The sequence below is a fragment of the Rhodococcus oxybenzonivorans genome (assembly GCF_003130705.1).
Taxonomy (GTDB): domain Bacteria; phylum Actinomycetota; class Actinomycetes; order Mycobacteriales; family Mycobacteriaceae; genus Rhodococcus_F; species Rhodococcus_F oxybenzonivorans.
Genome location: NZ_CP021354.1, coordinates 1,113,248 through 1,126,017, shown reverse-complemented (window position 1 = coordinate 1,126,017; position 12,770 = coordinate 1,113,248). Strand labels below are relative to the sequence as shown.

Here is a 12,770-nt window from a genome sequence, read left to right as displayed (position 1 = left end):
TCCGGTCGTCACAGTCCTAGAGACTTGGCGATGATTACCTTCATCACCTCGCTCGTCCCCGCGTAGATTCGGGCGACGCGCGCATCCGTGTAGAGGCGGGCTATCGGGTATTCGGTCATGAAGCCGTAGCCGCCGAACAGTTGCAGGCACCGATCGACGACACGCGCTTGCATCTCGGTGCAGAACAACTTGACCCTCGCAGCGTCGGCACCCGACAACTCGGCGTCCACGAGATCGAGCACCGCCCGGTCGATCATCGACTGTGCTGCCTCGACCTCGGCGGACATGGCTGCCAGCTCGAACTTGGTGTTCTGGAACGACGCGACGGGCGTGCCGAACGCCTTACGTTCCTTGACGTACTCGATCGTCGTCATCACTGCCGCCCGCGCCTGGGCGACCGACCCGACCGCGACTGTCATTCGCTCCTGCGGCAGATTCCGGCCGAGGTAACCGAAGGCGGCACCCTCCTCGCCCAGCCGGTTGGCCACCGGAACGCGGACGTCATCGAACGACAGCTCGACGGTGTCCTGCACCTTGCAGCCCATCTTGTCGAGAATTCGACCCCGCGTGAACCCGGGCATGCCGTCCTCCACGACCAGCAGGGTCAGTCCCGCGCGCCGATTGTCCGGATCGGTCGACGTCCGAGCGACGACGATCACGAGGTCCGCGAGCAATCCCCCCGTGATGAACGTCTTGGCACCGTTGACGACATACTCGTCGCCGTCCCGCACTGCGGTGGTGCGAACCCCCGCGAGGTCGGAGCCCGTACCGGGTTCGGTCATCGCGATGGCCGTCAGCAGCGTGCCTGCCGCCAGACCGGGAAACCAGCGGCTCTTCTGCGCGTCGTCGGCATAGGCGAGAAAGTACGGAAGGATGACGTCGAGTTGGGTGCGGACCGTACTCAACGTGACCAGTGCGCGGGCCGCCTCCTCCTGCAGGATGACGTTGTAGCGATAGTCGGGCAGCCCCGCTCCCCCGAACTCCTCGGGGATGGCGGTACCAAGCAATCCCAGGGATCCGAGCTGCTCGAAGACCGCACGTGGCATCCGCCCTGCCTTCTCCCAGATCGGATAGTCGGGGACCACTCGCTTCTCGATGAAGTCGCGGGCCAGTTTTCGGAAAGCTTCGTGGTCTGCGGTGAAAACGTCTCTGCGCATGTCGATTCCTTCCTTACGCCGACAGCTCGACCAGGGTGGCATTGGCGGTGCCGCCGCCCTCACACATCGTCTGGAGGCCGTAGCGGATCCCGTTGTAGCGCATGTGATGGATCATGCGGGTCATCAGAATGGCGCCCGATCCGCCGAGCGGGTGCCCCAGCGCGATCGCGCCACCCCACGGGTTGACCAGAGCGGGATCGGCACCGGTCTCCGCGAGCCAGGCCAGCGGCACCGAGGCGAAGGCTTCGTTCACCTCGAAAACGCCGACCTCCGGGAGGTCGATGCCCGCCTTGTTCAGCACCTTCTCGGTCGCCGGAATCGGTCCGGTCAGCATGAGGACCGGATCTGCCCCTGTGACGGCACCGGCGCAGTACCGCACGATCGGCGTCAACCCCAGTTCGCGCGCCCTGTCCGGTGTCGTGACGAGCAGAGCGGCTGCCCCGTCGGCGATCTGCGAGGAGTTGCCTGCGTGGATCACACCGTCGTCCTGGAACACCGGCTTCAGTGCAGCGAGCTTGTCGACGTTGGTGCCCCGTCGCACGCACTCGTCGACGGCGATCACGCCCGACTCAGTGGATACGGGAACGATCTGGTTGTCGAAGGCACCGTTGTCCAGAGCGGTTGCCGCGCGGTCGTGTGAAAGACTGGCGAACTCGTCGAGCCGGCTCCGGGACAGACCCCACTTCTGGGCGATCATTTCCGCGCCGACACCCTGGTTGAACTGGAAATTGTCGTACCGGGCAAGCGCTTTGGGCCCGTATGGCGCGCCGGAAGCTTTCGCCGCTCCGAGCGGCACCCTGCTCATGACCTCGACACCGCCTGCTACGACGACGTCCTGCTGCCCCGACATCACCGCGTGCACCGCGAAATCGAGCGCCTGCTGGCTCGACCCGCACGCTCGGTTGATCGTCGTTCCGGGAACGGTTTCGGGCCACCCCGCGGCGAGTACGGCGTAGCGGCCGATGTTGCTCGACTGATCTCCGACCTGGGAGACGCACCCCCAGATCACATCGTCGACGATGCCGGGATCGAGCCGGGTGCGTTCGGCGAGCGTTGTGAGAACCATTGCCGACAGGTCTGCCGGGTGCACGCCGGACAGTCCGCCGTTCCGCTTCCCCACCGGGGTACGGACCGCCTCGACGATTACTACCTCACGCATTGACTTCTCCTACTGTCGGTCTGTCCATGGTTCGAAGGTCGGTGGCGTCGCGCGCACGGTCGACCGCCCAGCGACCCGTGAAATGTGGTTCGCGTTTCTCTGCGAAAGCGGCGTATGCCTCCGGAGCGTCGGCGGTGGCGAAATTGACCATCTGCGCGCGGCCCTCGTTCGCCAGCGCATCGCGCATCGTTCGGTCGGCTCCCTCGTTGAGCAGCGCCTTGCTCTGCGCGAGTGCAACCGGCGGGCCTGCCACCAGTCGCTCGGCGAGGTGGGTGACGAAACCATCGATGTCCTCGGCCGGCACGACCCAGGTCACGAGATTGAGGGCGTAGGCTTCTGCTGCGTCGATCATCTCGGCCAGCAGGGCAAGTCGCTTCGCCTGCTGTAGTCCCACCAGTTTCGGCAGCAGCCAGGAGCCGCCCAGATCCAACGACAGGCCGCGCCGCGTAAAGATTTGGGAAAACCTCGATTCCGGCGTGGCAACCACGAAATCGCATCCCAGTGCGAGGTTCCACCCCGCGCCGACAGCCACGCCGGTCACCTTGGCAATCGTCGGTTTCGGCAGCTCGTGCAACAGCAACGCTACGTCGGTCAGGCGCCGCATCTTGTCTGCCGGGTGGTCGTCGCTCGGGGAAGAGATGTCAGCGCCCGAGCTGAATGCCCCACCGGCCCCGGTGACAACCACCGCACGTACCGCACGATCGGTTCCGGCTGCGACGAGCGCATCCCGCAATACGGCCCACAATTCCGCGTTGATGGCGTTCTTGCGTTGCGGCCGGTTGAGCGTCAGAGTTCGCACGCCGTCGCGGTCCCGGCACAACAGTATGGAACTGTCAGTCACAGTGTTTCCCCTTCACAGGCACATCAGCGGTAGACCGGCCCCACGGCGCCCTGCTCCCGCAGCCGGGCGAGGTCGGCTTCAGCGATCCCGAACTCGGTCAGTACGGAGTCGGTGTGCTCCCCGAGACCCGGCACCGCCGCCATCGGAGGGTCGTAACCGGCGATGATGGGCGGCGGCAGCAGTGACGGGATCGGACCTGCGGGTGTCTCGATCTGCCGCCAACGGTCGCGCGTAGTGAGCTGCGGATGCCCCAGAACCTCACTCGGGAGGTTGTACCGAGAGTTGCCGATACCCGCGGCGTCGGCAGTCTTCTGCACGTGGGCGAGGTCGTGGAGCGCACACCATGCACCGATGGCCTCGTCGAGCTCGGCACGGTGCGTGACCCGGCCGGAGTTCGTCCCGAATCGGTCGTCGTCGGCAAGGTCGCTGCGCTGCAGTATGTCCCGCGCCAACCGCTGCCATTCCCCGTCGTTCGTGGTGCCGAGTACCACGGTTTGTTCATCGGCGGTCCGGTAGGCGCCGTACGGCGCGACCGCAGGCGACGACATTCCGAGCGGCTGCTGATCTACCCCGGAGTGCCGTGTGTAGGTGAGGGGGTAGCCCATCAGTTCCGTCATGGTGTCGAACATGCTGACCGTGACCGCGCCGAAGCGAGCACCCAGTTCAGGACGACGCCCCTTCGCGCACAGCAGAGCGAGGATCGACAACGCGGCGTACAGTCCAGAACTGACATCGGCTACCGGGGGGCCCGGTTTGGCCGGCTCACCCGGAAATCCGGTCACCGCACATGCGCCCGACTCCGCCTGCACGAGAAGGTCGTACGCCCGCTTGTGCGACAGCGGCCCGCCCGACCCATAGCCGTCGATCTCGACCGCGACGAGTTCCGGGTAACGCGTTGCCAGATCTGCGGGCGCGATACCGAGGCGGGAAGTGGCCCCCGGCGCGAGGTTGGACACCAGTACGTCGGCATTTCCGAGTAACCGGTGCAGCATCTCGATCCCGTCATCGGTTTTCAGGTCGAGTGTCACGGATTCCTTACCGCGATTGGCCCAGACGAAATGGGCCGCAAGACCGCCGACGACGTCGTCGTAGTGGCGGGCGAAGTCACCACCTCGCGGATTCTCCACCTTGATCACGCGGGCACCGAAGTCCGCGAGCGTCTTGGTGCACATCGGGGCGGATACGGCCTGCTCGATCGTGACGACCGTGATGCCTTCGAGTGGGCCACCCCACGCCGCAGGTTCGGCCATCACATCACCATGCCGCCGTCCACCGGCAGCACCTGCCCGGTGACGAAGGAGGCGGCATCGGAGGCGAGGAAGACGAAGGCACCGGCGATCTCTTCGGGTTCAGCCCAGCGTCGCAGTGGGATGCGGTTCAGCATCTGGGCGGCGAACTTCTCGTCCGTACGTATGGTTTCCGTCATCGGGGTGGCAGCAAGTGGTGCCAGCGCGTTGACGAGGATGTTCTTGCGGGCCAGTTCACGCGCCAGCGACTTTGTCATGCCGATGATGCCGGCTTTGGCGGCGGAGTAGTTCACCTGACCGAGCGTGCCGGTGATGCCGGCCGAAGAGGTCACGTTGATGATCCGTCCGGTCCCATCGGTGGCAAGGAACGGCAGTGCTGCCTGGGCGCAGTGGAAGGCTCCGAGCAGATGGATGTCGAGCATCCGCTGGAAGGACTCCTCCTGCAGATCGGCGAACATGGCCGGTGCAGTCACTCCTGCGTTGTTCACGAGTACGTGGAGAACGCCCTCGGTGAAACCGGCCGCCCTGGCCACCGCTGCGTCGGCGGAGTCCTTGTCGCGAACGTCCAAGGCGATGCTGTCGGCCTTACCCCCGCGCGCCGAAATCTTCTCGGCCACAGCCGCGGCGGCGGTGGCATCGACATCCGTGACGAGCACGGCAGCGCCCGCGGCAGCGAGTGCCTGCGCAACTGCCGAACCGATACCCCCGGCGGCACCGGTTACCAGCGCAGACCGTCCGGTCAGATCGAACAACCCAATATTGTCGGCCATCAGTAGCTCCTCGGCAATCCCAAAGTGTGTGATCCTAGATAGTTCAAAATCATTTCCTGACTGATCGGTGCAATTCGCATCAGCCGGGCCTCGCGGAAATAGCGGGCGACATGATATTCCTCCGAATACCCCATTCCCCCATGGGTTTGCAGCGCTCGGTCCGCAGCCGCGAACCCGGCCTCCGCGCAGAGATACTTGGCGGTGTTCGCCTCACGCCCGCACGGCTGACCGTTGTCGTAGAGCCAGGTGGCCTTTCGAAGAACCAGTTCGGCCGCATCCAGATGCGCCAAAGCATCGGCGAGTGGAAACTGGATGCCCTGGTTCATTCCGATCGGCCTGCCGAACACTTCGCGTTCCTTGCCGTACTTCACTGCCTTCTCGAGCGCTACCCGGCCGATCCCCAGCGCTTCGGAGGCGATGAGCATCCGCTCGGGGTTCAGCCCGTCGAGCAGATACTTGAAGCCCATGCCTTCCTCACCGACGCGGTCCTCGACGGGAATACGGAGATCGTCGATGAACAACTCGTTGGAGGTGACCGCATTTCGCCCCATCTTTGCGATCGGACGGATGTCCACCCGGCTGCGATCGAGATCGGTGAGAAACAGCGTCATGCCATCGGTCTTCTTGGATACGTCGTCGTAGCGTTGGGTGCGGGTCAGCAGGAGAATTTTCTCCGACTCCATCGCCTTCGAGATCCACACCTTGCGGCCGTTGACGACGTAGTGGTCGCCTTGCCGCCGCGCGAAGGTCGAGATGCGCGAGGTATCCAGCCCCGCGCCCGGCTCGGTAACCCCGAAACAGACGTGGAGGTCGCCGGAAGCGATGCGCGGTAACGTCCGCTGCTTGAGTTCTTCGGATCCGTGCACCACAACTGGGTGCATTCCGAAGATCGACAGATGAATGGAGCTCGCGGCGTTCATACCACCGCCTGATCGGGCGACTTCCTCGAGCAGCAAGGTTGCCTCGGTGATGCCGAGCCCGTGCCCGCCGTACTCCTGCGGCATCGTCATTCCCAGCCATCCACCGTCCGCGATGGCGTCGTAGAACTCCGTGGGGAATTCGTGTGCGCGGTCCTTTTCCATCCAGTACTGGTCGTCGAACCGTTTCACCAACTCGCCGACCGATTTCCGGATCAGTTCCTGATCCTCGGTCAGCTCGAAACTCATGCCACCGGGCACAGCCATCACTCTGCTCTCTCTCATTTCAGCCGGCCGCCGACGGGACCGTCGGACACGTCTCTGCGTGCCCTGACCGTTTCCGCTCAGTCGGAGGCGGGAAGGGCTTTTGCGGCCTTGATGGTCATGGGGACGCCGTCACAGCTCAGCTCTCCCACGCCGGGGGACGTGCAGAGCACCTCGAGGGTTTCGCTCGCATCGACATAGCGTTTGCCGAGGAGTGTGCGGGGATCGGTCATTCCGGCTGTGGAAGGCCGACCGCCGGTAGCGGGGACCATCGGTGTGCCACCGCAGGCGATGAGCGGTGCACCCTCGGCCGGGGCGCGCACGACGATCACTCGAGTGGAGCAGACGGCACTGGCGAGCTGCTCACCGGGACGCAGCGGTGCTGATGTGGTCACGATGAATCTCCCTTTCGACGAAGCGGTCAGCGGGCAGGTCGAGGACATGGGGACCGCAGATGTGAAGCGGAAGCATCACCGGGCGTCTCCGCTTTCCGACGGGGACACCCCACGATGGTCGCTCTCTTACTAGTTGGAAACTATCCTCTCCATTACAGAGAATCAAGCTATACAGAATCGGATGCACCCGAGGAGGAGGCTGCCGGCCGGGCGGTCACGTCAGCCGGGATCGCACTGCCCGCCCCTCGGCGAGGGGTGCCGTTGACCGCGGTGGACGACACTTTTTACCGCAGAGATTGACTATCGGAGCAACCCATGGAAACCTAGTGCTCATATTTGAGAATGTTATTCTCATCGAGAGGAGGTTACGAATGCCCTTACTGCCCCCGCTGCCCGCAGACCGCTGGGACGACAAAGCACGATTCGCCTTCGCCGGGATGCTTCCCAGGGAACGGCAGAATCCGGAAGGGGCGGGCACAGCGTTGGCGACACTCGCTCGCCACCCTGACCTGACAAAGGCATTTCTCGGCTTCAGCGTTCACCTGCTGTACCGGTCGACCCTGCCCGCACGCCTGCGCGAGCTGGCAATCCTGCGGGTCGCGTATCGCCGCGACTGCACGTACGAGCTGACACACCACACGGAACTCGGCAGAGAAGTAGGACTGTCCGCGGACGAGATCGCCTCCGCGCAGCGCGGCGAAGCCGCCGACGACTTCGAGCAGAAGTTGCTCGCGGCCGTGGACGAACTCGACGAGACGTCCCGCCTGTCGGATCGGACCTGGGCCGCTCTCGGTGAACGTCTCGATGAACGGCAGCAAATGGACCTGGTCTTCACGATCGGCGGCTACACCATGATGGCCATGGCTTTCAACACATTCGGCATAGAGCTCGAACAGGAAAGGTAGACCCGTGCCCCACTTCACGAAACCAGCTGCGGGAAGCTGGACAGAGAGTTTCCCCCAACTGGGTACCGAGCCGGTCGATTACACCGACTCCACTGATCCCCAGTTCTACGAAGACGAGCGGGTCGCAATCTTCAAGCGCACCTGGCTGCTGGTCGGGCGCGTCGAACAGGTGCCGAAGACCGGTGGTTACTTCACCAGAGAACTGAAGGCTGCCGACACCTCACTGATCATCGTCAAGGGGGCCGACGGCACGATTCGCGCCTTCCACAACGTCTGCCGCCACCGCGGTAACAAGCTGGTGTGGAACGACTTCCCGCAGGAAGAAACGTCCGGCACCTGCCGTCAGTTCACCTGCAAGTACCACGCGTGGCGCTACAGCCTCGAAGGCGAGCTCACGTTCGTTCAGCAGGAGGGCGAGTTCTTCGACCTGGACAAGAGCAACTACGGCCTCAAGGACGTGCGCTGCGAGGTCTGGGAAGGCTTCATCTTCGTCAACCTCGATCCCGAAGCAGTATCACTGGAGGAATACCTCGGCGACTACGGCCAGAGCCTCAAGGGTTACCCCTTCCACGAGATGACCGAGGTCTACAGCTACCGCTCCGACATCGCGAGTAACTGGAAGCTGTTCATCGACGCGTTCGCCGAGTTCTACCACGCGCCTGTGCTCCACCAGAAGCAGGCAACCAAGGACGAGGCCGACAAGCTCATCGGCTACGGCTTCGAGGCACTGCACTACGAGCTGCAGACTCCCCACTCGATGATCTCCTCCTGGGGTGGCATGTCGCCGCCGAAGGATCTCAACATGGTCAAGCCGATCGAGCGAGTCCTGCGCAGTGGTCTCTTCGGTCCGTGGGATCGTCCGGACATCGAGGGGCTCGATCCGTTGCCGCGCGGCATCAACCCCGCCGGCGCAAAGCCCTGGGGCATCGACGAATTCGAAATCTTCCCCAACTTCTCGCTCCTGTTCTGGGCACCGGGCTGGTACCTCACGTACCAGTACTGGCCGACAGAGGTCGGTCGCCACACCTTCGAGGCGAACCTCTACTTCGTTCCCCCGAAGAACACGCGCGAACGCCTCGCGCAGGAGCTGGCTGCGGTGACTTTCAAGGAGTACGCACTCCAGGATGCCAACACCCTCGAGGCAACCCAGTCGATGCTTGCCACCGGCACCGTCACCGACTTCCCGCTCTGCGATCAGGAAGTTCTTCTCCGCCACCTTCACAAGACCGTCAAAGATTACGTCAAGGAGTACCGTGATGGCTCTGCCAACTGAGTTCGTCGACCTCGAGCCGTACGCCGGCTGGGCCCTGCAGACCGAACCCGAGCGTTATGCAAAACGCCTCGCCTCCACCATGCCCGAGATGCAGGAGTTCTACGACGCCGCGTTCGGCCGCCTCGAAGACGCGATCACGTATTGCGACAAGTTCGACTTCGACGACCTGCCCGACGACGCCCGCTCCCTCGTGCACCTGATGCAGTCGCTCGTCATGGTGTCGTTCCCGATCGAGGTGTGGAAGCAGGCCCGGGTGCCCGACAGCGGCGCGGCGTGGGTCGATCTCATCAAGGAACCGGTGGTCTGACATCATGCTGACACTGAAGGCGGCCGGGCTACTCGACATCGATTCCGGCGAGATCATCCGACCCGGCATCCTCCACATCGAGGACGATCGCATTGTCGGTGTCGGCTCTGACGCCGGCAATGCCGGCGACCACGCGGAAGGGGAGGTACTGGATCTCGGCGACCTGATCCTCCTTCCCGGCTTCATGGACATGGAGGTCAACCTCCTGATGGGTGGGCGGGGAGAGAAGCCCGTGTACTCCACCGTGCAGGACGATCCTCCGCTGCGCATGCTGCGTGCGGTGGGCAATGCCCGCCGCACGCTGCACGCCGGTTTCACCACCGTCCGCAATTTGGGACTCTTCGTCAAGACGGGCGGTTACCTACTCGACGTCGCGCTCGGCAAGGCGATCGACGCCGGCTGGGTGGACGGTCCCCGGATCGTGCCGGCCGGACACGCGATCACCCCCACCGGTGGACATCTCGACCCCACGATGTTCGCGGCGTTCGCCCCCGGTGTTCTGGACCTCACCATCGAGGAAGGGATCGCCAACGGGGTCGACGAGGTACGCAAGGCCGTCCGCTATCAGATCAAACACGGCGCACAGCTGATCAAGGTGTGCGTCTCGGGCGGGGTCATGTCACATACCGGACTTCCAGGTGCGCAGCACTATTCGGATGAGGAACTACGGGCCATCGTGGACGAGGCTCATCGGCGCGGGTTGCGCGTCGCGTCGCACACACACGGCGCGGATGCGGTACGCGCGGCGGTGGAAGCAGGCATCGATTGCATCGAGCACGGCTTCCTCATCGACGACGATGCCATCGACCTCATGGTCGAGCGCGGTACCTACCTGGTGCCCACCACCCGGCTCGCGGATGCCATGGACGTCTCGCATGCCCCTGCCGATCTGCAAGCCAAGGCAGCCGAGATGTTCCCCCGCGCACGCACTTCGGTTCTTGCGGCATATAAGGCAGGCGTGAAGATCGCCGTCGGCACCGATGCACCCGCGATTCCCCACGGCAAGAACGCCGACGAACTCGTCGCCCTCGTGGAGCGAGGTATGCCACCCTTGTCGGTGCTGCAGGCAGCGACCACCACCGCCGCCGATCTGATCGACGTGACCGACCGGGGACGGCTCGCGGAGGGCCTGCTGGCCGACATCATCGGTGTTCCCGGTGACCCGGTGGACGACATCACCGTGACCCAGAATGTGCGGTTCGTCATGAAAGGCGGCAAGGTCTATGTCAACAAATGACGACCTGATGGAAATTCAGCAGTTGCTCGCCCGCTATGCGGTGAACATGACCAAGGGCGACGTCGAGGGGGTGATCGGTGTCTTCACTGCTGACGGCACCTACAGCGCCTTCGGTGACGCATTTCCCCTCGACCAGTTCCCCGAACTGGTTGCTGCCGCACCCAAGGGTCTGTTCATGACCGGTACGCCCCTCATCGAGTTGTCCGGCGACACGGCAACCGGGACACAGCCACTGTGCTTCGTCGACGAGGCGACGCACGACATGCGAATCGGGTACTACAACGACACCTATGCCCGGACCACCGACGGCTGGCGGCTTCGGACACGGGCCATGACGTTCATTCGCCGTAGCGGAGCGCATGATTCGGGGCGCCCGCACGCCTTCGAACGTCCTGGCGCATGAACGTCACAGAATTTCGGGCAGGTCTGCGCGGCTGGCTCGAAGACAACGACCTGTCCGCCGGGCCCGATCATTCGCTCGACGGACAGGTCGCGCAGTTGGCCCGGGTGCGTGGCGCCCTCTACGACGCCGGTTGGATGCGCTACGGCTGGCCCACCGAGGTCGGCGGTGTAGGCGGGCCCGCGGTGCTTCGCGCCGTCCTCGGCGAGGAAGTGGCGACCCGCGACCTGGCCGAGCCCGGAATCTATTCGATGATCGAAGTACTCGCTCCGACCATGATCTCGTACGCCCGCCCGGAGTTGGCGGCCGAGATGGTGCCGCTACTCCTCAGCGGCCGCGAGCAGTGGTGCCAGGGCTTTTCCGAACCCGGTTCGGGAAGCGACCTCGCTTCGCTGACCACCCGCGCGGATCCCCGCGGTGACGACACATGGGTGATCAACGGGCAAAAGGTCTGGACGAGCCTCGCCCAGTACTCCACCCGCTGTGTCCTACTCACCCGCACCGCGCCGGGCCATGGCGGTATCACCGCCTTCTTCGTCGACATGAACACACCAGGCATCACCGTCAGGCCGTTGCGCACGATGCACGGCGTCGACGAGTTCGCAGAGGTGTACTTCGACGATGTGGTCGTTCCCGAGGATCGCATGCTCGGCCGCCCGGGCGACGGATGGCGGGTGGCCATGGACCTACTCCCTCACGAACGGTCCACCTGCTTCTGGCACCGAATCGCCTATCTGTTCACCCGTCTCGATCGATTGCTGACGGAATCGAATACCGCGACGTCGGACGACGGCGATCTCGGTGCGGCATACCTTGCGCTCCACACCGCTCGGTGTCGCTCCCACGCCACCCAGCAGCGACTGGCAAACGGTGCCCAGCTCGGCCCGGAGACCTCCATCGACAAGGTATTGCTGGCCACCGCCGAACAGCGACTGTTCGACACCGCCCGAGACCTGCTCCCCGGGGTGCTCGAACTCGGCGAGAACGAGTGGCGCACGGAATTCCTGTATTCCCGCGCCGCAACCATTTACGGCGGCACCGCGGAAATACAACGCAACATCATCGCGCGCCGGCTACTCGACCTGGGGGCGGAATGACCGTGTACGACGTGGAGCTCACCCTCCTCGAGGACACACTTCGCAAAACGATGACCACCCGATCGGGCGCAGATCTCGATACCGCCCTCACCGAACTCGGGTGGCACGACATGCTCACCGAAATGCCAGACCTCGCAGTGCCGATCGTGTTCCGGCTCCTCGGGGAGACCGGCGCACACGGACCCTTCCTCAATGACGTGGTGCTGGACGAGGCGGGACTCCCCGTCGGTGGCGCCGTCCCCCTGCCGTACACCGGAGGCTCCTGGGTTCTGTGGGACCGCACCGACAAGGCGCCCGCACCGCAGTACAGCACACTGGACAGTGAACTACCGCTGGCGATCGTCGACCCCGGAAGTCCGGTCCCGCTCGCTGCGGGCCGCCGAGCGCTCGGTTGGTGGTTGACCGGTACCAGCCGAGCCATGCTGTCCCTGGCTCGAACACACGCGCTGGGTCGTACACAGTTCGGCAGGCCGGTCGCCGCATTCCAGGCCGTACGGCATCGGCTCGCGGAGACCCTCGTCGCCATCGAGGGCGCCGAGGCAACCCTGGCCGCCGCCACCGACGACCTCGGTTCCCTGCTCGCCAAGGCCGCGGCCGGCCAGGCGGCGCTCATAACAGCTCGTCACTGCCAGCAGGTGCTCGGTGGGATAGGTTTCACCGCCGAACACGATCTACACCGGCACATCCGGCGCGCGCTGGTGCTCGACGGCCTCCTCGGCAGTGCGCGAGAACTCACCCGCGAAGCCGGCGCGATGATCCGGGCCGAAGGATCGGCGCCGCGCCTCGTCCAGCTCTGACACC

Annotated in this window: 14 protein-coding genes; 7 read left to right on the top strand and 7 right to left on the bottom strand. The window is 64.5% G+C overall.

What is annotated here, in order from left to right; genetic code table 11:
- Positions 1-8: 8 nt before the first annotated feature.
- The 7 genes from CBI38_RS05390 to CBI38_RS05360 form a co-directional block, all read right to left on the bottom strand.
- Positions 9-1,157: an acyl-CoA dehydrogenase family protein gene (locus tag CBI38_RS05390; RefSeq protein ID WP_109327006.1), complete on the bottom strand. Its 1,149-nt coding sequence runs from the start codon at positions 1,155-1,157 to the stop codon at positions 9-11.
- 13 nt (positions 1,158-1,170) lie between these two features.
- Positions 1,171-2,316, bottom strand: a complete 1,146-nt coding sequence (locus tag CBI38_RS05385; RefSeq protein WP_109327005.1) for a thiolase family protein — start codon at positions 2,314-2,316, stop codon at positions 1,171-1,173.
- Positions 2,309-3,157 carry an enoyl-CoA hydratase/isomerase family protein gene (locus CBI38_RS05380; protein ID WP_109326999.1) on the bottom strand — a complete coding sequence of 283 codons (849 nt, stop codon included), beginning with the start codon at positions 3,155-3,157 and terminating at the stop codon, positions 2,309-2,311. Before CBI38_RS05380 ends, CBI38_RS05385 begins: the two co-directional genes overlap by 8 nt.
- Positions 3,158-3,180: 23 nt before the next feature.
- Complete coding sequence (locus tag CBI38_RS05375; protein ID WP_109326998.1) at positions 3,181-4,407, bottom strand: CaiB/BaiF CoA transferase family protein; 1,227 nt, start codon at positions 4,405-4,407, stop codon at positions 3,181-3,183.
- Positions 4,407-5,174, bottom strand: coding sequence for an SDR family NAD(P)-dependent oxidoreductase (locus CBI38_RS05370; RefSeq protein WP_204164876.1), 768 nt, complete (start codon positions 5,172-5,174; stop codon positions 4,407-4,409). Before CBI38_RS05370 ends, CBI38_RS05375 begins: the two co-directional genes overlap by 1 nt.
- Positions 5,174-6,340 (bottom strand): acyl-CoA dehydrogenase family protein, encoded by a 1,167-nt coding sequence (locus tag CBI38_RS05365; RefSeq protein WP_109334870.1) that lies wholly within the window; start codon positions 6,338-6,340, stop codon positions 5,174-5,176. The genes CBI38_RS05370 and CBI38_RS05365 overlap by 1 nt, the downstream gene beginning before the upstream one ends.
- Positions 6,341-6,435: 95 nt before the next feature.
- Positions 6,436-6,750, bottom strand: a complete 315-nt coding sequence (locus tag CBI38_RS05360; RefSeq protein WP_109326997.1) for a hypothetical protein — start codon at positions 6,748-6,750, stop codon at positions 6,436-6,438.
- A gap of 371 nt (positions 6,751-7,121) precedes the next feature.
- Between CBI38_RS05360 and CBI38_RS05355 the strand changes: the two genes are divergently transcribed.
- From CBI38_RS05355 to CBI38_RS05325, 7 genes are read left to right on the top strand one after another with little or no spacing between them, the layout of a single operon-like run.
- On the top strand, positions 7,122-7,655 hold the full coding sequence (locus CBI38_RS05355) for a carboxymuconolactone decarboxylase family protein (RefSeq protein ID WP_109326996.1): 534 nt from the start codon (positions 7,122-7,124) through the stop codon (positions 7,653-7,655).
- 4 nt (positions 7,656-7,659) lie between these two features.
- Complete coding sequence (locus CBI38_RS05350; RefSeq protein ID WP_109326995.1) at positions 7,660-8,928, top strand: aromatic ring-hydroxylating oxygenase subunit alpha; 1,269 nt, start codon at positions 7,660-7,662, stop codon at positions 8,926-8,928.
- Complete coding sequence (locus CBI38_RS05345) at positions 8,912-9,235, top strand: hypothetical protein (protein WP_109326994.1); 324 nt, start codon at positions 8,912-8,914, stop codon at positions 9,233-9,235. Before CBI38_RS05350 ends, CBI38_RS05345 begins: the two co-directional genes overlap by 17 nt.
- A 4-nt stretch (positions 9,236-9,239) precedes the next feature.
- Positions 9,240-10,472, top strand: a complete 1,233-nt coding sequence (locus CBI38_RS05340; RefSeq protein ID WP_109326990.1) for a metal-dependent hydrolase family protein — start codon at positions 9,240-9,242, stop codon at positions 10,470-10,472.
- Positions 10,459-10,875 (top strand): nuclear transport factor 2 family protein, encoded by a 417-nt coding sequence (locus tag CBI38_RS05335; RefSeq protein ID WP_109326987.1) that lies wholly within the window; start codon positions 10,459-10,461, stop codon positions 10,873-10,875. The genes CBI38_RS05340 and CBI38_RS05335 overlap by 14 nt, the downstream gene beginning before the upstream one ends.
- Positions 10,872-11,969 (top strand): acyl-CoA dehydrogenase family protein, encoded by a 1,098-nt coding sequence (locus CBI38_RS05330; protein ID WP_109326986.1) that lies wholly within the window; start codon positions 10,872-10,874, stop codon positions 11,967-11,969. Before CBI38_RS05335 ends, CBI38_RS05330 begins: the two co-directional genes overlap by 4 nt.
- The gene (locus tag CBI38_RS05325; RefSeq protein ID WP_109326985.1) at positions 11,966-12,766 is read left to right on the top strand and encodes an acyl-CoA dehydrogenase family protein; all 801 of its coding nucleotides are present in this window, start codon (positions 11,966-11,968) and stop codon (positions 12,764-12,766) included. Before CBI38_RS05330 ends, CBI38_RS05325 begins: the two co-directional genes overlap by 4 nt.
- Positions 12,767-12,770 lie beyond the last annotated feature (4 nt).